This window comes from Roseivivax sp. THAF30 (assembly GCF_009363575.1).
Classification (GTDB): domain Bacteria; phylum Pseudomonadota; class Alphaproteobacteria; order Rhodobacterales; family Rhodobacteraceae; genus Roseivivax; species Roseivivax halotolerans.
The window spans coordinates 2,871,138-2,893,013 of sequence record NZ_CP045389.1; the positions used below are offsets into that span (position 1 = coordinate 2,871,138).

Below are 21,876 nucleotides of genomic sequence, written 5' to 3' on the forward strand. Positions count from 1 at the left end.
TTTGGGGTCGGGCGGCGGCACGTCCCGCCGCCCGCACGTCTCTGGGTCAGCTCGCCGCGCAGCGCAGGAGTTTGATCGCCGCGAAGTCCGACACGTCGCCGCCGACGCGCTTGGTCGCGTAGAACAGGACATGCGGCTTGGCGCTGAACGGATCGCGCAGAACGCGCAGGTCCGGGCGCTCGGCGATCGTATAACCTGCGCCGAAATCACCGAAAGCGATGGGGGTCGCATCCGCGCCGATATCGGGCATGTCCTCGGCGATCACGACGCGGTAGCCCAAAAGGCGCGCAGGCTCGGCGCTGGCGAACCCGTCCGACCAAAGGTGCCGTCCGTCCGCATCCTTGAGCTTTCGCAGAGCGCCTGCGGTCTTGGAGTTCATCACGAACGCCGCCTTCGCGCGGTAGTCCGCGCCAAGGGCGTAGACCAGCTCGATCAGCGCATCGCCGTCTCCGATATCGCCCGCAATGCCGCTTGCGACATAGCCGAGGCTGCCCCAGGCCCATGTCTCGTTTTCAACCTGCGGATGGCCAAGAAAGCCCTTGGGCTTGTCCACGCCGTCGCCGGAGACGAAGGCCGCGGCCTCGGCACGGGAGAACTTGTCGGCGATCCGGCCTGCGAGCCAGGTCTCCACGTCGAAGGCCGCATCGTCGAGAAGCCGCTGTGACGCTTTCGGCATCGCGTTCAGTTCGAAAAGAGGGATGGAGATCCGCTCGATCGTCGGCGTGCCGGTCTCGCTGGTGGCGCTCGTCTCGTTGGCCCAGCCCGCGCCCACATCGTTACGGTCGATGAGCACGTCGAAGGAGGTCGCCTCCACATTCACGACATTGGCGACCGAGCGGATCGACCCCGCCCCCGCCAGCACCGAGGCGATCGTTTCGGAAGTCTGCGGATCGACGAGATAGCCGCCATCCGAATTGACCGCCGTCGACAGCGCCTTGCCTTCAAGCTCGAGTCCCCGGAGCGCATCGTCGTCGCCGCTGCGAAGATAGGCGGTGAACGCCTTCTGATGCGGGGCTCCGGTCTCGGTCGTGGCGGCCAGAGCCGGCCGTGCGGCGCGGATGGCGGATTTTCTGTCCAGCATGGTCAATCGCTCTTCCTGTGCGTCTAGTTTCTGGTGCAGTTCGGCCTGCATGGCCCTGATGTCCCCCACGAGGCCCGCCATCGCGGCCCCGACCCGGGCGACCGGAGACACATCTTCTCCGGCCCGAGAGGTCGTCTCGGTTGTCGTCATCACTCTGATCCCGTTCAGTGAAGCGCGCGTCAGCCGCCCGCCATGTCGCAACGAAGCCGCGTCAACGTCTCCGCCAATTCGCGCCAATCCGCGGCGAGGGGATCATCCCCCTTGCCCGCGATCCGCGCACTGGGAAGCATCGGGAAGGTGACAAGCGACACCTCCCAGAGCTCCAGTTCGGTAAGGACCCGCTGGCCCTTGTCGTTCTTGGTGGCCCGGAGCGTGCGGTAGCCGATCGACAGCCCGTCGATCGCGCCCGCCCGCAGCAGCTCCGCCGCCTCCTCGGCGCGCGCCACTCCGCGCAGAAGGCGGCCTTTCACGTGAAGGCCGATCCCGTCTTCCCGCACCTCGCTCCAGATCCCGATGGGCTGAGCGGGGTCGTGCTGCCAAAGCATCTTCACCGCCCGTCCTTCCCGCGCCATGCGCGCCAGCGAGGCAGCGTAGGCCCCTTTCGCGACGATATCGCCGCCCTGGTCGCAGGCCCCGAAGCGCGAGGCATAGCCCTCGATCTCGAGCCCGTCATCGACGGTCACGCTCGTCGAGAAGCGGCAAAGTTTGTGTTCCAGCTCGATCATCGGGCTTCCTTTCGTTCGGTGCATCACGGCACCAGGTTCATCAGGTCGACCGCGCCTTGCAGCAGGATCGCGGCCACGACCCCATAGACGGCAAGCCAGAGTCGGCGTTCGAGCCGCTCGATCAGGCTCTCGATCCGGTCGAGCCGCTGGGTCAGCGTGTCGACCTGCAGCTTCGAGAGCCGCTCATGGGCCGCTAGCTTCAGCCCAGGCGCACATTCGAAGCTCTCGGGCGCGATCCGTCCCTCAATCATCCCCCGCCTCCGCAAGCGGCGGCAGGCCCAGCAGGCGGCGCTTTTCGGCGGGCGACAGGAAATCCGCCGCGGCCACGCGCTGCCATTGCTGGTCGCGCTCGGCAGCAAGGGCGGGCACCTGGTCGAGATCGGGTTTGAGCACGAAGTCCTGCCCGGCGAAGCCCGACAGCCACGCTCCGAGGCTGGCCGCGACGCGGGTCGCAAGCGGCAGTACCGTCAGGCGATAAAACGCGCGGTGCGCCTCCTGGTAATTGGCGAACGTGGCCTCGCCGGGGATGCCTAGCAGCATTGGCGGCACTCCGAAGGCAACAGCGATCTCGCGCGCAGCCGCTTCTTTGGATTTGTGGAATTCCATATCCGACGGCGAAAAGCCCATTGGCTTCCAGTCGAGCCCGCCCTCGAGCAGCATCGGCCGTCCGGCATTGCGCGCGCCCATGTGATAGCTCTCCATTTCGGAGACGAGCCGGTCATATTGCTCGGGGCTGAGCGTGCCCGCCCCGTCGCCACCCGAGAAGACGATGGCGCCCGAGGGCCGCGCGGCATTGTCGAGCAGCCCCTTCGACCAGCGCGAGGCGGCGTTGTGCACATCCATCGCCTGAGCCGCCGCCTGCATGGGCGAAAGTCCGTAGTGATCGTCCTGCGGATGAAAGGATTTCAGATGACAGATCGGGCTTGGACCGGCGCCGACCGCGAACCGGTGGGTCCTGGCCCCGACCGTGTAGTCGTAGGCGACCGGCCAGCCATCGGCACCGGGTAGGAGCCGCATCCGGTCAGAGCGCAGCACATGCAACTCGAACGGCAGCCCTTCTTCGTCCGCGACCGCCTCGACATAGGCATCCCCTGCGAGAAGCAGCTGGCCGAAGAGGGCCTCGAAGAGTTCCGCCCGCCCCTGCGCCGGGTTCGGACGAGCCAGGAGGGTGAGCGCGGGATGCGACTCGTAGCGCATCTCGGCATCCTGCAACACGAGGGGCAGAGCGGCGGCCGCCTCGGCGATGAGTTTGACTGCGCGGAAGCCGATGGGATTGCCCGCAAAGCCGGTCTTGGTGAGCGAGACGGTGTCGCGCGGCGACCAGGCGATCCGTCCAGAAGTCGCATAGGCGACGACCGGTCCTGTGGCCGACGCCTTCGCCTCGATCGCGGGCGTCTCGTTTTTCCTGCGGAAGATGCTGACGACCATTTCGCCCGACCTCGTGTCCCGTTTCCATTCCTGCCGCTGCGAGCGGTGCTCTCTCGGCGTGGAAACAGATTGGTCGCCAAACGGTTAACGCGGATTGACGGTGCCGCGCGGTTCAGGGGAAACCGCGCAACACCGCCCTCTCTCAGTCAGTTAGAGGCATCGCAGAGCCGGCCGCGCGCGCCCGGTTTTCTGCAGGCAGAGCTCCGTCAGCGCCCAGACCAGCGCATCGATCCGGTCCGGTGAACCCTGCCCCGCATAGCCCGACAACGTCATGCGGCACATCTCGTCTTCCAGCAGATCGAGCCCCTTGAGATGCCGCACCCGACCCTGCTCATAGAGCGCCGCCACAGGTTCGGCCCTTGCGGATTTGCCCCGCGAGGCGTGAACCTTCCGGAGCGGAAGATCCGGATCGACGGAGCGCAGCACTGCCTCGACCATGTCACCGCCCTGGTTCACCTCCGCCACCATGCGCTCCGCACCCCAACGCGTCATCGCCGCGATGGCGGCCTCGGCCCAGCCCGTCGGGCTGACGCCCTGGACGCTGGCATCCTCCAGCACCACCGCCCGCCCGTCGGCAGTGAGACCGGCTGCGACGATGCCGCAAGCATCCGAGGTCTTGGACCCCGTCGCGGGCGGATCGACCGCCACGACGACGCGTACCATCGAGGGCGCCTCCTCCTGCCGTCCAGCCTCCAGCATTGCCGGGTTCCAGAGCGCGCCGGGCACATCCTCCATCAGCACCCCGTCAAGTTCCTGCCTGCCAAGGCGCGTGCCCGCGTAGCGCGCGGACATCTCCTCGAGAAAGGAGGCGGCAAGGTTCGCCCGGTTCGCCTCCGTCGCGGCATGGGTGACGACCGTGGAGGGCCGCGCCAGAAGCGCCTTCAACGTCGGCTGGTTGCGCGGGGTCGTGGTCACGCAGACCTGCGGCAGGTCGCCAAGGCGCAGGCCGAATTGCAGCATGTCCCAGACATCCTGCGCCTTCGCCCATTTTGCGAGCTCATCCGCCCAGGCTCCGTCGAATTGCGGCCCGCGCAGCGCCTCGGGCGATTGCGCCGAGAAGGCCATTGCCTCTGCGCCATTCGGCCAGACGAGGCAGGACCGCGTGGCTTGCCAGACGGGTCGCCGGTCGGGCGGGCAGCAGGCCATGATCCCGCTGTCACCGAAGACCATCACCTCGCGCACCTGATCGAAGGTCTCACCCAGAAGCGCGATGCGCCGGCAGCGCCCCGTATCTTTGGGCCGAGCGCCCTCGACCTGACCGCGCACCCACTCAGCCCCGGCGCGGGTCTTTCCCGCGCCACGGCCGCCCAGAATGACCCAGGATCGCCAGTGACCCTCGGGCGGCAGCTGATGCGGCAGCGCCCAGAGATCGAAGAGATACGGCAACGCGATCTCGGAACCGGGATCGAGCCCTTCAAGTGCCGCCGCCCGCGCATCCGCATCTCGGCAGTTTCGCCAACCGGCAGCGAACGGCCTCGCGGCTCTGGTCGAGATCGAGCCCCCAGGCCCCTGAAATTCCTGCTTTCTCGCGTTCGATCCTGACAAGTTCCGCCTCCGTTTCTCTGAGTGCCTTCAGCCAGTAGCGGGCCTCGTCCAGAAGCCGCTTGCCGTTCGTCTTGTCCTCCTTGGTCATCTCTCCGGCCCGGACCTTTTCCTTCAGGTCTCTGAGCGCCAGTCGCAGCTCGGCGAGCGTCTCCCGGAACTCTTCGCGTTCCTCCTCGAGCGCCGCGTCTCGCAGCGTCGGTTCGATAAGGCTCATGCGTGTCTCTGCCTCGTCTTGTTGCACGGTATCGCTCGGAGGCCGGTCACAAGAAGCGCCCCCGAGACTGGCAAAATTCACGAGAATCCTTCAGCACGCGGTAAGACCGCCGCGCTTTACCGGCTGGCAACAGAGGTTGTCAGGGTGTCAACGGCCAGATCAGAGGGATCAGAAGCGACGAGACGATCGCCATGAGAGCGTTCATCGGAACACCGATCTTGATGAAATCCGTGAACTGGTAGCCGCCCGGACCATAGACCAGCGTATTCGTCTGATAGCCGATCGGGGTCGCGAACGCGCAGGAGGCCGCCACCATGACCGCCACGACCAGCGGGCGCGGGTCGATGCCGAGCGCCGAGGCCAGCGAGATCGCGATCGGCGTCATCACCACCGCGACCGCGTTGTTGGAGACAAGCTCGGTGAGGATGGACGTCAGCAGGAAGACCGCGAGTATGATCCACATCCCGCTCAGGTCCGACATCCATGGCGCGACCCAGCCCGCCACCATTTCGACAGCCCCGGTCTCATCGAGTGCGGCACCGACAGCCAGCATGGCGAAGATCAGAGCGAGGAGCTGTCCTTCGACGAAGGAGAACGCCTCGTCCGCATCGATACAGCGCGTCAGAAGCACGACGGCGACCGCGATCACTGCAAGCGCGAGGATCGGTGCGATGCCAAGCGCGGCAAGTATGACGATCCCGGCCAGCGACGCAAGCGCGATCGGTGCATGGCCGCGCCGGAACGCCCGCGCCGAGGGCTGCGCGACATCAACGAGCGCCATCTCGTCAGCCAGCCGCTTGATGTCTTCAGGCGTCCCTTCGAGCAGAAGCGTGTCCCCGACCCGCACGACGAGATCGTCGAGCTGCCGCCCGATATTCTGGTTCCGCCGATGCACTGCCAGCGGATAGACCCCGAAGCGCCGACGAAGACGCAATGCCCCGAGGGAACGTCCGACCATCTTGCAGCCCGGCGTGATCAGAACCTCGACGGTGGTGGTCTCGACTGAGGACACCTGATCCACCCGTTTCAGCGACTTGTTGCGCTGCAGGCTCAAAAGCTCGGTCATCTGGGTTCGCAGCACCACCCGGTCACCAAGCTGCAATTGCACGTCGTCCAGGTTGCGCCGCAGCGACTGATCGCCCCGGATGACGTCGATGAGCCGCACGCCTTCGCGTTTGAAGAGCTGCACACTGAGCACATCCCGACCGATCAGGTTCGAATCCGGCGGGATCACGGCCTCGGTAAAGAATTTCATGCGGCTGCGATCCTGCAGCATCCCCGCCATACTCGACCGTTCGGGTAGCAGCACCGGCCCGAAGAAGTAGAGGAAGACCATCCCGACCACGACAAGGACCGCCGCGAGCGGCGTGATTTCGAAGATCGAGAACGGCTCGAGCCCGCGACTGCGCGCGACGCCATCGACAAGAAGGTTCGTGGATGTGCCGATCAGGGTCAGCGTGCCGCCAAGGATCGCAGCATAGCTGAGCGGGATCAAAAGCCGCGACGGCGCCTGCCCCAGGGTACGCGAGAGCTGCACGAAGATCGGCAGCATGACCACCACGACCGGCGTGTTGTTCATGACGGCCGAGGCGAGGACAACGACCGTCATGATCGCCAGGAACGCGACTTTCGGGCGTTTCTCCGCCTTGGCCTGCGCGAAGTTCGTGAAGGCTTCGAGTGCCCCCGTCCGCACGAGCGCCCCCATCACGACGAACATCGCGGCGATGGTCCAGGGCGCAGGGTTCGACAGCACTTCGAGCGCCGAGTCGTACGGCAGCGCACCCAACACCAGAAGAACCGCGACGCCGCCCAGCGCCACCACCTCCACCGGATAAAGCTCGGTCACGAAGAGCACGAACATGCCGGCAATCACGGCGAGCGTGATATAGGCCGCAACATCCTGGCTGAAGGTGAAAATTTCCATTGCGGCTCGCTGCTGGTTCGTGGGGGCGTCGGCGCATATTGCAGAGGCCCGCTTAGCGCCACAAGCGCTACCTCCGCCGCGGGCAGCTGCGCCTAGAAGGGCACGTCGTCGGCGGCGCAGACGAAACGGGAGACGACCTTCTTGGTGCCCGCCTTCTCGAAGGCCACTTCCAACTTGTCCCCTTCAATGCCGGTGATCTCGCCGTAGCCGAATTTCTGATGAAAGACGCGCTCGCCCATGACGTAGGACGAGGTTGCATCGAGGTCGATCACCTGGTTCCGGCTTTCCCGCGGTTGGCTCAGGGGCCGTTCCTGCGAGCGCGATTGCAACCGCCTCCAGCCGGGGCTGTTATAAACGTCGGCACGGCTCGCGCGTTCGTGCAGATCGCTCTGCGCGTTCGCCATGATCTCGGGCGAGGCGCTGGCCGCCATCCCCGCGGCGCCGTAGCCGCCCCCGTAAAGGCCCGGCGGCGTCAGCACCTCCACATGCGCTTCGGGCAGCTCATCGATGAAACGCGAGGGCATCTGGCTCTGCCATTGGCCAAAGACACGACGGTTGCCCGCGAAGGAGATCGTGCAAACCTCCTCGGACCGCGTGATGCCGACATAGGCGAGCCGCCGCTCCTCCTCGAGCCCTTTTAAGCCCGACTCGTCCATCGAGCGCTGCGAGGGGAACAGACCATCTTCCCAGCCTGGAAGGAAGACGGCGGGAAATTCGAGGCCCTTCGCCGCGTGCAGTGTCATGATCGAGATTTTCGCGCCGCCATCATCGGATTCGTTGTCCATCACGAGGCTGACATGCTCGAGAAATCCTTGCAGATTCTCGAAGCCTTCAAGCGCCTTGACGAGTTCCTTGAGGTTCTCGAGCCGTCCCGGAGCTTCGGGCGTCTTGTCGTTTTGCCACATGCCCGTGTAGCCCGATTCGTCGAGCACGATCTCGGCCAGTTCCATGTGGCTCAGATCCGCATCTCCGGTCATCCGGCTCCAGCGCGCCAGATCCTCGACCAGCACTTTCAGGGCCGCGCCGCCCTTGCCCTTGATCGCGCCATCCTCGACCGCAAGGCGCGCGCCTTCGATGAGCGGCACGCCGTGGCTGCGCGCGATCTGCTGGATCGTCTGCTGCGCCTTGTCGCCGAGCCCGCGCTTGGGCGTGTTCACGATCCGCTCGAACGCGAGATCGTCCTCGGGGCTGGTGACGAGGCGGAAATAGGCCATCGCGTCGCGGATCTCCATCCGCTCGTAGAAGCGCGGCCCGCCGATGACGCGATAGGGCAGCCCGATCGTCAGGAAGCGGTCTTCGAAGGCACGCATCTGGTGGGAGGCCCGCACGAGGATCGCCATATCGTCGAGGGAGAAGGCACGCATCCCGCGCGTGCCCTTCTGCATCGCCTCGACTTCCTCGCCGACCCAGCGCGCCTCTTCGTCGCCGTCCCAATGACCGATGAGGCGCACCTTCTCGCCGTCCTCCGCCTCGGTCCAGAGCTCCTTACCGAGCCGTCCCTGGTTGCCCGCGATCACCCCCGAGGCGGCGGCCAGGATATGCGGTGTCGAGCGGTAGTTCTGTTCGAGCCGGACCACATGCGCGCCCGGAAAGTCCTTCTCGAAGCGCAGGATGTTACCGACCTCCGCGCCGCGCCAGCCATAGATCGACTGGTCGTCATCGCCGACGCAGCAGATGTTCTTGTGCCCCCCCGCCAGCAGCCTGAGCCAGAGATACTGCGCAACGTTCGTATCTTGGTATTCGTCCACGAGGATGTAACGGAACCAGCGTTGATACTGCGCGAGCACGTCCTCGTGGGTCTGGAAGATCGTGACCATATGCAAAAGAAGATCGCCGAAATCGACAGCGTTCAGCTCGCGCAGGCGCGCCTCGTATTCCGCGTAGAGCGCGGGGCCTTCGTGGTTGAACGCGCCGGCATCGCCCGCCGGCACCTTGTCCGGAGAGATCGCGCGGTTCTTCCATCCATCGATGATTCCGGCGAGTTGCCGGGCGGGCCAGCGCTTCTCGTCGATGTTCCGCGCAAGGATGAGCTGTTTCATCAGCCGCACCTGGTCATCGGTGTCGAGAATGGTGAAGTTCGACTTCAGATCCACCAGTTCCGCATGCCGGCGCAAAAGCTTCACGCAGATCGAATGGAAGGTGCCAAGCCACGGCATCCCTTCGATCGCCTGACCCAGCATACCGCCGACCCGGCTCTTCATTTCGCGCGCGGCCTTGTTCGTGAAGGTGACGGCGAGGATCTCGTTCGGGCGCGCGCGGCCAGTGTTCAGAAGATGCACGATCCGCGCCGTGAGCGCCCGCGTCTTCCCGGTACCGGCGCCAGCCAGCATCAGAACGGGGCCGTCCAGCGTCTCCACGGCTTCGCGCTGCGCGGGGTTCAGCCCGTCGAGATAGGGCGCGCCGCGCGATTGCATGGCCCGTGCCGACAGCGAGGCCCCTTCGAAGGCATCCATTTCGTCAAAACTGCTCATGTGTGAGAAAATAGCGGACGACGCAGCGGAGATAAAGCGGCGTTCGCAAAATGTTCTTCACACCAATCCGCGACCCTTCCCTGATTTGGGTTGGCACAAATACCCGCGGGGGTCCGGGGGCAGCGCCCCCGGCTTTCGTTGAAGCTCGCAAGGCGGCTGGACAATCCTGCCCTCGCACCTTCTTATCTGGCCCATGTCGCTCGACGCCCGTTACCCCGCCATCTCCGACCTGCGTGACCGCGCGAAACGCCGGCTGCCGCGCTTTGTCTGGGATTATCTCGACAGCGCCACGGGGCGCGAAATAACCCAAGCCGCCAATCGCCGCGCGCTCGACGATATCCGCTTCCTGCCCTCGATCCTGCACGGCGAGATCGAGACCGACCTCTCCACCACCTTTCTCGGCGAAGACTGGAGCGCGCCGTTCGGCATCTCGCCCCTGGGTATGTCCGGACTTTTCTGGCCGCATGCGGAACGGCTCCTTGCCGCGCACGGGCACAAGGCGGGCATCCCCTATGGCCTGTCCAGCGTCGCGGCGACGACGCCCGAAGCCGTCGGCCCCGAGACGGGCGGGCGCGGATGGTACCAGCTTTACCCCCCGCGCGATCCCGAGATTCGCAAGGATCTCCTCGCCCGCGTGAAGGAGTCCGGCTTCTCGACGCTCGTTCTGACGGCCGACGTGCCTGTCGCCTCGCGCCGAGAACGCCAGCTCAAGGGCGGGCTGACGCAGCCGCCGCGGCTGACGCCACGCCTTCTGGCGCAAACCGCGCTGCGCCCGGCCTGGGCACTCGCGATGGCCCGCCGCGGCTCCCTGCCCCGGATGGAGACGCTCGACCGCTATACCAGCTCAAGCCAGAACCTCTCGTCGACCGCGCATGTGGGCTACCTTCTGCGGACCTCGCCAGGCTGGGACTATCTGAAATGGCTGCGTGAACATTGGCAGGGGCCGCTCATCGTGAAGGGCGTTCTGCGCCAAGAGGATGCGAGCCGGCTCGAAGCTGAAGGTGTCGATGCGATCTGGGTGTCGAATCACGCGGGCCGCCAGTTCGACGCCGCCCCGCCGACGATCGAGGTCTTACCGGGCATTCGCGCCGCCACCGATCTGCCGCTGATCTTCGACAGCGGCATCGAGGGCGGGCTCGATATCCTGCGGGCCATCGCGCTCGGCGCGGATTTCGTCATGCTTGGCCGCGCATGGCATTATGCGCTTGCGGCTCTCGGCGCGGAGGGCCCTGCCCATCTTCATCACATCCTCACGGCGGACCTTGCCGCAAATCTGGGCCAACTGGGCGTTTCGCGCCCTCTGGACCTTCGCGGCGGCAGCTTACCTATCGCTACACGTTGAGGATGTTCCTCGACTTGCCTAACACATAGACAACACACTCTCGGACCGAGGACCTTTCATGCCCGATTTCCAGAAAATCCTCATCGCGAACCGCGGCGAGATCGCCATTCGGATCATGCGCGCCGCCAACGAGATGGGCAAACGCACCGTCGCGATCTTCGCCGAGGAGGACAAGCTGGGCCTGCACCGTTTCAAGGCCGACGAGGCCTATCGTATCGGTGAAGGGCTTGGACCCGTCCAAGCCTATCTCTCGATAGAAGAGATCATCCGCGTCGCGAAGGAATCGGGCGCGGACGCTATTCACCCAGGTTACGGCCTCCTGTCCGAGAACCCCGATTTCGTCGACGCCTGCGACGAGGCGGGCATCACCTTCATCGGACCGCGCGCGGAGACGATGCGAGCGCTCGGCGACAAGGCCTCTGCGCGCCGCGTTGCGATCGAGGCGGGCGTTCCGGTGATCCCCGCGTCGGACGTGCTCGACGACGATATGAAGAAAACCCGCGCTCAGGCCGACGAGATCGGCTATCCGCTGATGCTCAAGGCCTCCTGGGGCGGCGGCGGGCGCGGGATGCGTCCGATCCTCTCGGCCGACGAGCTCGAGGACAAGGTCAAGGAAGGCCGCCGCGAGGCCGAAGCCGCCTTCGGCAATGGCGAGGGATATCTCGAGAAGATGATCACCCGCGCCCGCCACGTCGAGGTGCAGATCCTCGGCGACAAGGAAGGCAACATCTACCACCTCTTCGAGCGGGATTGCTCGGTCCAGCGCCGCAACCAGAAGGTCGTCGAACGCGCGCCCGCTCCGTATCTCTCGGACGCGCAACGCGAAGAGCTCTGCGAGCTTGGCCGCAAGATCTGCGCCCATGTGAATTACGAATGCGCCGGCACCGTCGAGTTCCTGATGGATATGGAAACCGGCAATTTCTACTTCATCGAGGTGAACCCGCGCGTTCAGGTGGAGCACACGGTGACCGAGGAAGTCACCGGCATCGACATCGTGCAGGCGCAGATCATGATCGCCGAGGGCAAGAGCCTCTCCGAAGCGACCGGAAAGGCCAGCCAGTATGACATCTCCCTGAACGGCCACGCCTTGCAGACGCGGATCACGACCGAGGATCCGACGAACAACTTCATCCCCGATTACGGCCGCATCTCCGCCTATCGTTCGGCCACGGGCATGGGCATCCGTCTCGATGGCGGCACCGCTTACGCCGGCGGGGTCATCACCCGCTATTACGACTCGCTTCTCGTGAAGGTCACGGCCTGGGCTCCGACCCCCGAGAAGGCGATCAAACGGATGGACCGGGCGCTGCGCGAGTTCCGCATCCGGGGCGTCAGCACGAATATCGACTTCGTGCAGAACCTGCTCAAGCATCCGACCTTCCTGAACAACCGCTACACGACCAAGTTCATCGACGAGACGCCGGACCTCTTCGATTTCAAACCGCGCAAGGACCGTGGCACGAAGGTGCTGACCTACATCGCGGACATCACGGTGAACGGGCACCCCGAGACCGAAGGCCGCGTGCGCCCGGCCGCCGACCTCAAGCCCGCCAAACCGCCGAAGCCACGCCTCGAGACGCCTCCGCCCGGCACGCGCAACCTGCTCGACGAGAAGGGCCCGCAAGCCGTCGCCGACTGGATGGCCGAGCAGAAACAGCTTCTGATCACCGACACGACGATGCGCGACGGGCACCAGTCGCTGCTGGCGACGCGGATGCGCTCTCTCGACATGATCAAGGTGGCACCCTCCTATGCCGCCAACCTGCCGCAGCTCTTCTCGGTCGAATGCTGGGGCGGCGCGACCTTCGACGTCGCCTACCGGTTCCTGCAGGAATGCCCGTGGCAGCGCCTGCGCGACATTCGCGCAAAGATGCCGAACCTGATGACGCAGATGCTGCTGCGTGCCTCGAACGGCGTGGGCTACACCAATTATCCCGACAACGTGGTTGAGTTCTTCGTCAAACAGGCCGCAACATCGGGCGTCGATGTCTTCCGCGTCTTCGACAGCCTGAACTGGGTTGAGAACATGCGTGTCGCGATGGATGCGGTGATCGAGTCCGGGAAGGTCTGCGAAGGCACGATCTGCTATACCGGGGACATCAACGATCCCGACCGCGCGAAATACGATCTCAAGTATTACGTTGCGATGGGCAAGGAACTGAAGGACGCCGGCGCGCATGTCCTCGGCCTCAAGGACATGGCCGGCCTTCTGAAACCTGCCGCAGCCGGGCCGCTCATCACCGCCCTCAAGGAAGAGGTCGGCTTGCCGATCCATTTCCACACCCACGACACCTCCGGCGCGGCGATAGCGACGGTCATGGCCGCGGCCAACGCCGGCGTTGACGCGGTCGATGCGGCAATGGACGCATTGTCCGGCAATACCTCGCAGCCGACGCTCGGCTCCATCGTCGAGGCCACGCGCTTCACAGATCGTGAAACCGGCCTCGATATCGATGCGATCCGCGAGATCTCGAACTACTGGGAAGGGGTGCGCGGCCAGTACGCCGCCTTCGAAACCGGCCAGCAGGCCCCGGCCTCCGAGGTCTACCTGCACGAGATGCCCGGCGGGCAGTTCACCAACCTCAAGGCGCAGGCGCGCTCGATGGGTCTGGAAGAACGTTGGCACGAGGTCGCAAAGACCTATGCCGACGTGAACCAGATGTTCGGCGATATCGTGAAGGTGACGCCCTCCTCGAAGGTCGTTGGCGACATGGCCCTGATGATGGTCAGCCAGGGCCTCAGCCGTGCCGATGTCGAGGATCCGAAGAAGGATATCTCCTTCCCCGACTCGGTGATCGACATGATGAAGGGCAATCTCGGCCAGCCTCCGGGCGGCTTCCCGGACAAGATCCAGAAGAAGGTTCTGAAGGGCGAGAAGCCGCTGAAGGATCGTCCTGGCAAGCATCTCAAGCCGGTGGACCTCCAGAAAAAGCGCGAAGAGCTCGCCGAGAAGTTCGAGGATGTCGAATTCGACGACGAGGATCTCGGCGGCTACCTGATGTATCCCAAGGTCTTCACCGACTATATCGCCCGTCACGAGACCTACGGCCCCGTCCGCACCCTGCCGACGCGCACCTTCTTCTACGGCATGGAGCCGGGCGAGGAGATCACGGCGGAAATCGATCCGGGCAAGACGCTCGAGATCCGGCTCATCACCGTCGGCGAGACGCAGGAAAACGGCGAGGCCCGCGTCTTCTTCGAATTGAATGGCCAGCCCCGCTCCGTTCGCGTGACCGACCGCAAGGCCACGGGCGGCAAGGCAGCCGCGCCCAAGGCGGAAATGGGCAATCCAAAGCATGTCGGCGCTCCGATGCCGGGCGTTGTGGCCTCGGTCGCGGTCGAGGCGGGCAAGGAGGTCAAGAAAGGCGATCTGCTCCTCACCATCGAGGCAATGAAGATGGAAACGGGCCTCCACGCCGAGCAGGACGGCAAGATCAAGGCCGTCAACGCGACCCCCGGCGCCCAGATCGACGCCAAGGATCTCTTGGTCGAGTACGAGTGATGCAGGACCGGTTCGAAGGCGGAGACACGTAGATGTCACAACTCAAACTCTCGGCCGCCGACCTCGTGGCGGAGGCACGCAGCCAGGTCGCTGAGGTCTGCACGGACGAGGCGCTGACGATGTTCTCCGAAACGGACGTGGTCGTCGTCGATATCCGCGATGTGCGCGAGCGGACGAAGACGGGCTACATTCCTGGCTCGGTTCACGCACCGCGCGGCATGCTCGAATTCTGGATCGACCCGGACAGCCCCTATTACCGCGAGGTCTTCGGGCAGGAAGACAAGCGCTATGTTCTGCATTGCGCCTCGGGATGGCGCTCGGCGCTTGCCGCGTTCCAGTTGCAGAAGATGGGCTTCGAAGCGGCGCATCTGCGCGACGGGTTCAATGACTGGGTCGCCAAGGGCGGCGCGGTTGAAAAGGACGAGGCCAAGTCATGAGCGTCGCGATCTCGGCAACCTATGCGGCTCTTCTGACCCTCATTTTCATCGTCCTTTCCGTTCGCGTGATCCAACGGCGGGGCGAAACGAAGACATCGCTTGGCGCAGGAGACGACGTCGCGCTGGAGCGGCGGATCCGCGCGCATGGCAACTTCGCCGAATTCGCGCCGCTCGGGATCGTCCTGCTGCTCCTGACCAAACTCATAGGCGCCCCGGCCATCGCGGTGCACGCGGCGGGCCTGACGCTGCTCATCGGGCGTGGCATGCACGCGCTGGCCTTGTCGCGTGTGACGCCCTCGATGCCGCTCCGCGCGGGCGGCATGGTGCTGACATTCGCGATGCTCGGCCTCACGGCGCTCGGGCTGCTGACCCACGCAATCTGGTGATCGCGGTCTTCGGGCGCGAAAATCCGTAGGGTCGGCGACATTTTCCCCTTGCAGCGCGCGCAGCGATTTTCTACATCCCCGCTACTCGATTGGTAAGCGGGCGTAGCTCAGGGGTAGAGCATTACCTTGCCAAGGTAAGGGTCGGGCGTTCGAATCGCCTCGCCCGCTCCAAATCGAGCCAGACGATGGATTCGCGGGCGTAGCTCAGGGGTAGAGCATTACCTTGCCAAGGTAAGGGTCGGGCGTTCGAATCGCCTCGCCCGCTCCATCGGTCTCTTTCCAGGCAGAGAACCAGGCGCCATTGACCGCCGCCCCTCAGAACGCCTTAAAGGTCAGCGTCGTCAGCGATCGCTCGATCCCCGGGATCACCAGCAAATGCTCGTTGATGAATTTCCCGATATCCTGATCCTCCGGCACGTACATTTTCAAAAGAAGATCGTATTCTCCCGACGTCGAATAGAGCTCCGAATGGATCTCCCTGAGGGCGATCTCCTCGGCGACCTGATAGGTCTTGCCGGGCGTGCAGCGGATCTGGATGAAGACGCAGGCGCTCATGAGGGGTCCCTTTCTCTTGCGGCGTCAAGCTGGCACGGAAGTCACGGGCGCACAATGGGCCCTGCCCCACCCTTTTCCTCGCCGTGCGCTGACCCTATAACCCGCCCGAACCGCCCGAACCGCCCGAAGGACGAACCCGATGCGTAAGGCCGACATCACCCGCAAGACCGCCGAGACCGACATCACCGTGTCGCTCGATCTCGACGGCACGGGCAGCTACGACAACCAGACCGGCGTCGGCTTTTTCGACCACATGCTCGATCAGCTCGCCCGGCATGCGCTCATCGACATGAAGGTGCGCTGCGAGGGCGACCGGCATATCGACGACCACCACAGCGTCGAGGATGTCGGCATCGCGCTCGGCCAGGCGCTGCGCGAGGCGCTTGGCGACAAGCGCGGCATCCGCCGCTACGGCGCGTGCCTTCTGCCGATGGACGATGCGCTCGTGCGCGCCGCGCTCGACCTTTCGGGCCGGCCCTACCTCGTCTGGAACGTCGAGATGCCGACCGCGCAGATCGGCACGTTCGACACCGAACTCGTTCGCGAATTTTTCCAGGCTTTCGCCACCCACGGCGGCATCACGCTGCATGTCGATAGGCTGCACGGCCTCAACAGCCATCACATCGCGGAGGCCGCGTTCAAGGCCGTCGCCCGGGCATTGCGCGAGGCCATCGAGCCCGATCCGCGCAAATCCGATGCCATCCCATCCACGAAGGGAACGCTCTGACCATGCTGACCGCGATCATCGATTACGAAAGCGGCAATCTGCACTCGGCCGACAAGGCCTTCCAGAAAATGGCCCGCGAGGTGGATGGCGGCGACGTCGTCGTCACCAACTCGGCCGATGTCGTTGCCAAGGCCGACCGGCTCGTTCTGCCCGGCGACGGGGCCTTTCCCGCCTGTGCCGCGGCTTTGCGCGGCCAGGGCGGCGTCTACGAGGCACTGGTCGAGGCCGTCGAAGAGAAGGGCCGCCCGTTCATGGGCATCTGCGTCGGCATGCAGCTCATGGCGCGTAAGGGCCACGAATACGAAGAGGCCGATGGGCTCGGCTGGGTCGACGGCGAAGTCCTGAAGATCGTGCCCTCCGATCCTTCGCTGAAAGTCCCGCATATGGGCTGGAACGATCTGGTCATCGAGCAGCCTCACCCGGTTCTCGAGGGCATCGAGACTGGCGATCACGCCTATTTCGTGCATTCCTACCAGATCCGCATGGCCGATCCCGGACAGCGCATCGCCTATGTCGATTACGGCGAGCACGTCACCGCCATCGTGGGCTCCGAGAACCGCATCGGCTTGCAGTTCCATCCCGAGAAGAGCGCGGAAAGCGGCCTGCGAATGATTGCCAACTTCCTGACCTGGCGGCCCTGACGGCGCGCAAAAAAGGGGTCTAGAGCCCCCTTTTTCGTCACCGGCGTCAGGGTGAAGATCAGTTCACCCGCGCCCAGGTCTGGCTCGAGCAGAGCAGGCCGCCCGCCACGCATCCCTGAAGCTGCAGCGTGTTGCCGTTGAGGTTCATCTTTCCGAGATAGACCTTGTTGTTCGACGGTCGCCACACGCGGCCCTCGTAGCGGCCATTTCCTTGCGGAACCATGTTCCGGACAAGCACTTCGCCCTTGTTCGGCGAATTGTATTCGCCCTGCGCGTTGAAGGTGCGGTCGATCGTGCCGCAGATCTTGCCGCCGTTGCAGGGCTTGAGGCCCACATAAGCGTAGGAGCCGTCATCGACCTCGGTTTTCCAGGTTCCGAGAATCGGGTCGGCGAAGGCGGCGGTTGCGCTCAGTGCGAGGCCCGCAATGGCTGTCAGAATGGTTTTCATGGCTCTCCTCCCTTGAATGGGATACAGCCTGACGCCCAATCCCCGCACCGATCAAGCTTGACGCAAGGTCGCGTTGCATGTGCCGTTCCGTCATGTCATCTGGCTCGGCGACGCAAATCTCCGGGGTATGCCGCCAGATGATCCTCTTTCCCGCCATCGACCTCAAGGACGGCCAGGCCGTCCGCCTCCTGCGCGGCGACATGGAAAAATCCACTGTCTTCAACGACGATCCAGCGGCGCAGGCACGCGCCTTCGTGGATGCCGGGTGCGAATGGCTGCACCTCGTGGACCTCAACGGCGCGTTTGCGGGAACGCCGGTGAACGCCTCGGCGGTCGAGGCGATCCTCGCCGCCTGCCCCGGCACTCCGGCGCAGCTTGGCGGCGGCATCCGCGACATGGCCACGATCGAAACCTGGCTCGACAAGGGCCTCGCCCGCGTCATTCTGGGCACCGTCGCGGTCGAGAACCCGGACCTCGTTCGGCAAGCCGCGCACGCCTTTCCGGGCCGGGTCGCAGTCGGGATCGACGCGCGCGGCGGCAAGGTCGCGACCAAGGGCTGGGCCGAAGAGACGGATGTCGACGCGACCGAGCTTGCAAAAAGCTTCGAGGACGCCGGTGTCGCGGCGATCATCTATACCGACATCAACCGTGACGGCGCGATGGGCGGCCCGAATATCGAGGCGACCGAGGCACTGGCCCGTGCCGTCTCGATCCCGGTCATAGCCTCGGGCGGCGTATCCTCTCTCGCGGATCTGACAGCCCTTCGCGATACCGGAATCATCTCGGGAGCGATCTCGGGCCGTGCCCTTTATGACGGCGCGCTCGACCTTCGCGAGGCCCTGAGCGCGCTCGCCTGATCCGCTACTCGGCGACGGCCGCGCTCGTCAGATTGTCGAGCGCGCCTTCCATCTGCCTGATGTACTCCGCATCGTCGTCGATCTCGAACTCGTCGAAGGTTTCTTCGGGCTCGACATAGGCGACGCGCACCTGGCCAGTCGCATCCTCGTAAGACAGAACCTTCAGCGGCAATACAAGCCCCGCCAGCGGATCATCCTGCATCGCGGGCGTGCCGATCTGAGGATTGCCGAAAATGAGCAGTTCGCTCGCGCCGAGATCCATATCGACACTCTGGGCGCCGCTGCCGTGATCGACACGGGCGAAGATCGTTGCGCCCGCATTTTTCACGGCGGCCTCGAGCTTGTCGATCGTCTCGGCCACGGTATGCGGGCTGTCCTTGGTGATGACATGATCGTCCGCCAAGGCGGGCGCACCGACGCCAAGTGCGAGGACGAGAGGGGCGGCAGTACGGATCAGAACGCGAAACATCGAAACCTCCTGTTGGTTAACAGAGGCGCAACTCGCAGCAGGGCTCTCCGGGTTCCCTGACTGGCCGACTTGTGATCCGCGCCAGCCTTCGGCATATCCGGGAGTGAGCCAACGAGAGCGAGCCCATGCTGAAGACCCGCATCATTCCCTGCCTCGACGTGGCCGATGGCCGCGTCGTCAAGGGCGTCAACTTCGTCGATCTGCGCGATGCAGGCGATCCGGTGGATGCCGCGCGCGCCTACGACGCCGCCGGCGCGGACGAGATCTGCTTTCTCGACATCACCGCGAGCCACGAGGATCGCGACACCATGCTCGACGTGGTGACGCGCACCGCCGAGCAATGCTTCATCCCCCTTACCGTGGGCGGCGGCGTTCGCAGCGTCGAGGATGTTCGCAAGCTGCTTCTCGCGGGCGCGGACAAGGTCAGCTTCAACTCCGCCGCCGTCGCCGACCCGGACGTCGTTTCTCGCGCCTCCGACCAGTTCGGCAGCCAATGCATCGTTGTCGCCATCGACGCAAAGTCCGTGGGCGAGAACAAATGGGAGATCTTCACCCATGGCGGCCGCCGCGAGACCGGGATCGACGCCATCGACTTCGCGCTGACCATGCAGGCCAAGGGCGCGGGCGAGATCCTGCTGACCTCGATGGACAAGGATGGCACCCGCTCGGGCTTCAACATCCCGCTGACCCGCGCGATTTCGAACGCGGTGACAATTCCCGTCATCGCCTCCGGCGGTGTCGGCACGCTCGATCACCTCGTGGAAGGCGTGACCGAAGGCGGAGCTTCTGCCGTCCTCGCGGCCTCGATCTTTCACTTCGGAGAATTCACCATCGCCGAGGCGAAGGATCACATGGCCGCGCACGGTATCCCGGTGCGCCGATGACCCTCGAGGAACTTGCCCGGATCATCGACGCGCGAGCCGAAGCCGCGCCGGACGAGAGCTGGACTGCGAAGCTCCTGGCAAAGGGCCCCGAGAAATGCGCTGAGAAATTCGGCGAGGAAGCGATTGAGGCGATCATCGAGGCCGCGCGCGGCGACCGCGCCCGCCTGACCTCGGAGGCTGCCGACGTGCTTTTCCATTTCCTCGTGATGCTGAAATCGCAAGGCGTTCCGCTTGCCGACGTCATGGCCGAACTCGAGGCCCGGCAAAGCCGTTCAGGTCTCGCGGAAAAGGCCGCACGAGAGCACTGACGAGGCCCGTCCTGTCGGGCGGCATAGCCTGAAGCAGCACCGCTCTTTCGCGTTCGAACGTTCGCCGCGTTCCTTCAAAGTGGGCCCGTCACAGGTTTGAAGTTCAAGGGCGCAGGCTGCGCTCTCAGCTTGGGCAGCTCCGCTTTACCGTCCTCGCCCAGCCAAAGTGCCCATTCTTCCGGCTCGACGATCACGGGCATCCGGTGATGCAAGTCCGCCATCTCCGCGTTGGCCGCGCAGGTGACGATGGCAGCAGTCCTGCAGGCGACGCCGTTGCGTTCCCAATCCTGCCAAAGACCGGCGAAGGCGATGGGGGCTTCGTCCGTTCGCGTGATGTACCAGGGCTGCTTCGCGCCACTTTCGTCCTTGGTCCATTCATAAAAGCCTGAGGCAGGGATCAGACACCGCCGATGACGCGCCGCGTCGCGGAAGGCCGGTTTCTCTGCCACGGTTTCCGCCCGGGCATTGATGAGAAGCGGTCCGTCTTTCAGCGTCTTGTACCAACGCGGCAGGAACCCCCACCGCATCGCCTCCAACGATCGCGGAGCATCATCCTCTCCGCCTCGCCGGATGACGTGAATATCGTCCGTGGGACAGACGTTTGAATTCGGCACGACCGGCAGGTCGTTCGCCGGACGCGCGTTGAAAAGTTGCGCCATCGCATCCTGCGGCAGCGTAACGGCGAAACGCCCACACATCAGCGCACCCTCCTGAAAAGTGAGGAATAGAGCAGGATGCCCCACGGCGCGAGCGCCGCCTCGAGCGGCTGCCAGAGCCGCCAGAATGCCAGCGGGTCCAGCCCCGCCATCGCCGCGATCTCGTTCAAGTTTCGCGTCCCGTCGATCGACCCGATAAGTGGCGCTGTGCGCTTGTCGAGCGAAAGCGGAACCGACACGCCGCCCGCTTTGAGGCTCGGTCGTTTGCCAGCGCCGATTGCCTGCGCCAGCGCGCGTGGATCGAGCCCCCGCAGATGCGGCACGTTCGCCCTTCGGTGCCCGCTGGCAGGCTGGGGCCGCTGCGCTCCTGCCGGGACGAGATAGGCATTGTGGACCTTGATCGTGCCACGCAGCTTTTCGGCGAGCGCCATGCGCCTGTGCTCGGGCAAATCCGCGCCCTGCCCCGTGATCCGGCTGAGATCGTATAGCCCGGGCGTTGCGAAACTGGCCAATTGCCACCCGGTGGCATCCAGCGTCTCGCCGAGTTCCGACACGCTGTAGGCTCGGTCCTGCGAATGCAGGAGCAGATCGTAGAACCCGGCATCGCTTTGTTCGTGATCTACGAGGTTGGTATTGGCGCGGAACGGATGCCCGGCGGGCAGCTCCGCAACGATCTTCCGGGCCTCGGCAAGCCGCACCTCCGGGCTTGCGCCGTCGAAGAGCGCGCCAAAGGCCTCCTGCAGCGGATAGACACCGGACCGACCGTAAGGCGCATACACCATGACCCCGGCCGCGCCTCCCGGTGCCAATGCCTCGCGCAGGGCCTGGAAGCCAGCCTCTGGCTCAGGCAAGTGATGCAGCACTCCGCAGCAATCCACGTAGTCGAAACGCCCGAATTCCGGCGCATCCAGAAGGCTCGCGGTGTGAAAGGTGATCGAGGTGAGCCCGCGCGCGGAGGCACGCGCCTCCGCGATCTCGCGCGCCCGGCGCGACAGGTCGAGATAGGTGATCTCGCACTCCCGTCCCGCCCAGGCCAGGATCTGCGCGAGCTGGATCGTGCCATCGCCGGTGCCACCCCCTGCCACCAGGATGCGTAGGGGCTTGGACCAGTCCCGCGCGCCGCCCCAGAGGAAGTGATCCATCTCGAGGGGATGCGAGGGCGAGCCCGTCACCAGCCGCGTCTTTTCCTCCGCGGGATCGCGGTCGGGATAAGGATACGCTTCGTATTGTTCGGCTACGCTGACCATGCCGGCTCCGTTCACAAGGGCCCTCCCCC

The 21,876-nt window shown here is 64.9% G+C and carries 22 protein-coding genes and 2 tRNA genes; 11 read left to right on the forward strand and 13 right to left on the reverse strand.

The window, feature by feature from the left end; translation table 11 throughout:
* Window positions 1–46 precede the first annotated feature (46 nt).
* The 8 genes from FIU91_RS13860 to FIU91_RS13895 form a co-directional block, all read right to left on the reverse strand.
* Window positions 47–1,231, reverse strand: a complete 1,185-nt coding sequence (locus tag FIU91_RS13860) for a phage major capsid protein (RefSeq protein ID WP_152462922.1) — start codon at window positions 1,229–1,231, stop codon at window positions 47–49.
* Between the two features lie 29 nt (window positions 1,232–1,260).
* Window positions 1,261–1,806: an HK97 family phage prohead protease gene (locus FIU91_RS13865; RefSeq protein ID WP_152462923.1), complete on the reverse strand. Its 546-nt coding sequence runs from the start codon at window positions 1,804–1,806 to the stop codon at window positions 1,261–1,263.
* 23 nt (window positions 1,807–1,829) lie between these two features.
* Window positions 1,830–2,057 (reverse strand): hypothetical protein, encoded by a 228-nt coding sequence (locus FIU91_RS13870; RefSeq protein ID WP_152462924.1) that lies wholly within the window; start codon window positions 2,055–2,057, stop codon window positions 1,830–1,832.
* On the reverse strand, window positions 2,050–3,234 hold the full coding sequence (locus FIU91_RS13875; RefSeq protein ID WP_152462925.1) for a phage portal protein: 1,185 nt from the start codon (window positions 3,232–3,234) through the stop codon (window positions 2,050–2,052). The genes FIU91_RS13870 and FIU91_RS13875 overlap by 8 nt, the downstream gene beginning before the upstream one ends.
* A gap of 150 nt (window positions 3,235–3,384) precedes the next feature.
* Window positions 3,385–4,626 (reverse strand): DNA-packaging protein, encoded by a 1,242-nt coding sequence (locus FIU91_RS13880; protein WP_152463741.1) that lies wholly within the window; start codon window positions 4,624–4,626, stop codon window positions 3,385–3,387.
* A gap of 22 nt (window positions 4,627–4,648) precedes the next feature.
* The gene (locus FIU91_RS13885) at window positions 4,649–4,993 is read right to left on the reverse strand and encodes a hypothetical protein (RefSeq protein WP_152462926.1); all 345 of its coding nucleotides are present in this window, start codon (window positions 4,991–4,993) and stop codon (window positions 4,649–4,651) included.
* Between the two features lie 139 nt (window positions 4,994–5,132).
* Window positions 5,133–6,917, reverse strand: a complete 1,785-nt coding sequence (locus FIU91_RS13890; RefSeq protein ID WP_152462927.1) for an SLC13 family permease — start codon at window positions 6,915–6,917, stop codon at window positions 5,133–5,135.
* Window positions 6,918–7,009: 92 nt separating this feature from the next.
* Window positions 7,010–9,388: an ATP-dependent helicase gene (locus FIU91_RS13895; RefSeq protein WP_152462928.1), complete on the reverse strand. Its 2,379-nt coding sequence runs from the start codon at window positions 9,386–9,388 to the stop codon at window positions 7,010–7,012.
* 193 nt (window positions 9,389–9,581) lie between these two features.
* Between FIU91_RS13895 and FIU91_RS13900 the strand changes: the two genes are divergently transcribed.
* From FIU91_RS13900 to FIU91_RS13925, 6 genes are all read left to right on the forward strand, one after another.
* A complete protein-coding gene (locus tag FIU91_RS13900; RefSeq protein WP_172975013.1) occupies window positions 9,582–10,730 on the forward strand; it encodes an alpha-hydroxy acid oxidase in 1,149 nt (382 codons plus the stop codon).
* A 58-nt stretch (window positions 10,731–10,788) separates the two neighbouring features.
* Window positions 10,789–14,232: a pyruvate carboxylase gene (locus FIU91_RS13905; protein ID WP_152462930.1), complete on the forward strand. Its 3,444-nt coding sequence runs from the start codon at window positions 10,789–10,791 to the stop codon at window positions 14,230–14,232.
* A gap of 32 nt (window positions 14,233–14,264) precedes the next feature.
* Window positions 14,265–14,669, forward strand: a complete 405-nt coding sequence (locus FIU91_RS13910; RefSeq protein WP_152462931.1) for a rhodanese-like domain-containing protein — start codon at window positions 14,265–14,267, stop codon at window positions 14,667–14,669.
* Window positions 14,666–15,055: an MAPEG family protein gene (locus FIU91_RS13915; protein WP_152462932.1), complete on the forward strand. Its 390-nt coding sequence runs from the start codon at window positions 14,666–14,668 to the stop codon at window positions 15,053–15,055. The genes FIU91_RS13910 and FIU91_RS13915 overlap by 4 nt, the downstream gene beginning before the upstream one ends.
* Window positions 15,056–15,151: 96 nt before the next feature.
* Window positions 15,152–15,226 (forward strand) — tRNA-Gly (locus FIU91_RS13920).
* A gap of 22 nt (window positions 15,227–15,248) precedes the next feature.
* A tRNA-Gly gene (locus FIU91_RS13925) sits at window positions 15,249–15,323 on the forward strand.
* Between the two features lie 47 nt (window positions 15,324–15,370).
* On the opposite strand, the gene FIU91_RS13930 is transcribed toward FIU91_RS13925, so the two are convergent.
* Window positions 15,371–15,610: an Lrp/AsnC ligand binding domain-containing protein gene (locus FIU91_RS13930; protein WP_093009449.1), complete on the reverse strand. Its 240-nt coding sequence runs from the start codon at window positions 15,608–15,610 to the stop codon at window positions 15,371–15,373.
* A gap of 139 nt (window positions 15,611–15,749) precedes the next feature.
* On the opposite strand from FIU91_RS13930, the gene hisB reads away from it, so the two are divergent.
* Both hisB and hisH read left to right on the forward strand, forming a co-directional pair.
* Entirely contained in the window at window positions 15,750–16,337 is a 588-nt protein-coding gene (gene hisB / locus FIU91_RS13935; RefSeq protein WP_093009450.1) for an imidazoleglycerol-phosphate dehydratase HisB, read from the forward strand.
* Between the two features lie 2 nt (window positions 16,338–16,339).
* Complete coding sequence (hisH, locus tag FIU91_RS13940) at window positions 16,340–16,978, forward strand: imidazole glycerol phosphate synthase subunit HisH (protein WP_093009451.1); 639 nt, start codon at window positions 16,340–16,342, stop codon at window positions 16,976–16,978.
* 58 nt (window positions 16,979–17,036) lie between these two features.
* Here hisH and FIU91_RS13945 read toward each other — a convergent pair whose 3' ends face one another.
* Window positions 17,037–17,426, reverse strand: a complete 390-nt coding sequence (locus FIU91_RS13945) for a DUF2147 domain-containing protein (protein WP_093009452.1) — start codon at window positions 17,424–17,426, stop codon at window positions 17,037–17,039.
* 137 nt (window positions 17,427–17,563) lie between these two features.
* Here FIU91_RS13945 and hisA point away from each other — a divergent pair, with 137 nt between their 5' ends.
* Window positions 17,564–18,283, forward strand: coding sequence for a 1-(5-phosphoribosyl)-5-[(5-phosphoribosylamino)methylideneamino]imidazole-4-carboxamide isomerase (gene hisA / locus FIU91_RS13950; protein WP_152462933.1), 720 nt, complete (start codon window positions 17,564–17,566; stop codon window positions 18,281–18,283).
* Window positions 18,284–18,287: 4 nt separating this feature from the next.
* On the opposite strand, the gene FIU91_RS13955 is transcribed toward hisA, so the two are convergent.
* Complete coding sequence (locus FIU91_RS13955; protein WP_152462934.1) at window positions 18,288–18,752, reverse strand: DUF302 domain-containing protein; 465 nt, start codon at window positions 18,750–18,752, stop codon at window positions 18,288–18,290.
* Window positions 18,753–18,877: 125 nt separating this feature from the next.
* Here FIU91_RS13955 and hisF point away from each other — a divergent pair, with 125 nt between their 5' ends.
* Window positions 18,878–19,636: an imidazole glycerol phosphate synthase subunit HisF gene (gene hisF / locus FIU91_RS13960; RefSeq protein ID WP_093009455.1), complete on the forward strand. Its 759-nt coding sequence runs from the start codon at window positions 18,878–18,880 to the stop codon at window positions 19,634–19,636.
* Window positions 19,633–19,944 (forward strand): phosphoribosyl-ATP diphosphatase, encoded by a 312-nt coding sequence (locus FIU91_RS13965; RefSeq protein ID WP_152462935.1) that lies wholly within the window; start codon window positions 19,633–19,635, stop codon window positions 19,942–19,944. The genes hisF and FIU91_RS13965 overlap by 4 nt, the downstream gene beginning before the upstream one ends.
* 74 nt (window positions 19,945–20,018) lie before the next feature.
* Here FIU91_RS13965 and FIU91_RS13970 read toward each other — a convergent pair whose 3' ends face one another.
* Complete coding sequence (locus tag FIU91_RS13970; RefSeq protein WP_152462936.1) at window positions 20,019–20,642, reverse strand: SOS response-associated peptidase; 624 nt, start codon at window positions 20,640–20,642, stop codon at window positions 20,019–20,021.
* Entirely contained in the window at window positions 20,642–21,847 is a 1,206-nt protein-coding gene (locus tag FIU91_RS13975; protein WP_152462937.1) for a bifunctional 2-polyprenyl-6-hydroxyphenol methylase/3-demethylubiquinol 3-O-methyltransferase UbiG, read from the reverse strand. Before FIU91_RS13975 ends, FIU91_RS13970 begins: the two co-directional genes overlap by 1 nt.
* Window positions 21,848–21,876: the final 29 nt, after the last annotated feature.

What these genes read in the sequence shown, in the direction of transcription:
- FIU91_RS13905 (WP_152462930.1), top strand. Translation starts at nt 10,789, where the DNA reads ATGCCCGATTTCCAGAAAATCCTCATCGCGAACCGCGGCGAGATCGCC.
- FIU91_RS13915 (WP_152462932.1), top strand. Translation starts at nt 14,666, where the DNA reads ATGAGCGTCGCGATCTCGGCAACCTATGCGGCTCTTCTGACCCTCATT.
- FIU91_RS13910 (WP_152462931.1), top strand. Translation starts at nt 14,265, where the DNA reads ATGTCACAACTCAAACTCTCGGCCGCCGACCTCGTGGCGGAGGCACGC.
- FIU91_RS13885 (WP_152462926.1), bottom strand. Translation starts at nt 4,993, where the DNA reads ATGAGCCTTATCGAACCGACGCTGCGAGACGCGGCGCTCGAGGAGGAA.
- FIU91_RS13865 (WP_152462923.1), bottom strand. Translation starts at nt 1,806, where the DNA reads ATGATCGAGCTGGAACACAAACTTTGCCGCTTCTCGACGAGCGTGACC.
- FIU91_RS13895 (WP_152462928.1), bottom strand. Translation starts at nt 9,388, where the DNA reads ATGAGCAGTTTTGACGAAATGGATGCCTTCGAAGGGGCCTCGCTGTCG.
- FIU91_RS13875 (WP_152462925.1), bottom strand. Translation starts at nt 3,234, where the DNA reads ATGGTCGTCAGCATCTTCCGCAGGAAAAACGAGACGCCCGCGATCGAG.
- FIU91_RS13900 (WP_172975013.1), top strand. Translation starts at nt 9,582, where the DNA reads ATGTCGCTCGACGCCCGTTACCCCGCCATCTCCGACCTGCGTGACCGC.
- FIU91_RS13870 (WP_152462924.1), bottom strand. Translation starts at nt 2,057, where the DNA reads ATGATTGAGGGACGGATCGCGCCCGAGAGCTTCGAATGTGCGCCTGGG.
- FIU91_RS13860 (WP_152462922.1), bottom strand. Translation starts at nt 1,231, where the DNA reads ATGACGACAACCGAGACGACCTCTCGGGCCGGAGAAGATGTGTCTCCG.
- hisB (WP_093009450.1), top strand. Translation starts at nt 15,750, where the DNA reads ATGCGTAAGGCCGACATCACCCGCAAGACCGCCGAGACCGACATCACC.
- FIU91_RS13965 (WP_152462935.1), top strand. Translation starts at nt 19,633, where the DNA reads ATGACCCTCGAGGAACTTGCCCGGATCATCGACGCGCGAGCCGAAGCC.
- FIU91_RS13970 (WP_152462936.1), bottom strand. Translation starts at nt 20,642, where the DNA reads ATGTGTGGGCGTTTCGCCGTTACGCTGCCGCAGGATGCGATGGCGCAA.
- hisH (WP_093009451.1), top strand. Translation starts at nt 16,340, where the DNA reads ATGCTGACCGCGATCATCGATTACGAAAGCGGCAATCTGCACTCGGCC.
- FIU91_RS13890 (WP_152462927.1), bottom strand. Translation starts at nt 6,917, where the DNA reads ATGGAAATTTTCACCTTCAGCCAGGATGTTGCGGCCTATATCACGCTC.
- hisF (WP_093009455.1), top strand. Translation starts at nt 18,878, where the DNA reads ATGCTGAAGACCCGCATCATTCCCTGCCTCGACGTGGCCGATGGCCGC.
- FIU91_RS13955 (WP_152462934.1), bottom strand. Translation starts at nt 18,752, where the DNA reads ATGTTTCGCGTTCTGATCCGTACTGCCGCCCCTCTCGTCCTCGCACTT.
- FIU91_RS13930 (WP_093009449.1), bottom strand. Translation starts at nt 15,610, where the DNA reads ATGAGCGCCTGCGTCTTCATCCAGATCCGCTGCACGCCCGGCAAGACC.
- hisA (WP_152462933.1), top strand. Translation starts at nt 17,564, where the DNA reads ATGATCCTCTTTCCCGCCATCGACCTCAAGGACGGCCAGGCCGTCCGC.
- FIU91_RS13975 (WP_152462937.1), bottom strand. Translation starts at nt 21,847, where the DNA reads ATGGTCAGCGTAGCCGAACAATACGAAGCGTATCCTTATCCCGACCGC.
- FIU91_RS13945 (WP_093009452.1), bottom strand. Translation starts at nt 17,426, where the DNA reads ATGAAAACCATTCTGACAGCCATTGCGGGCCTCGCACTGAGCGCAACC.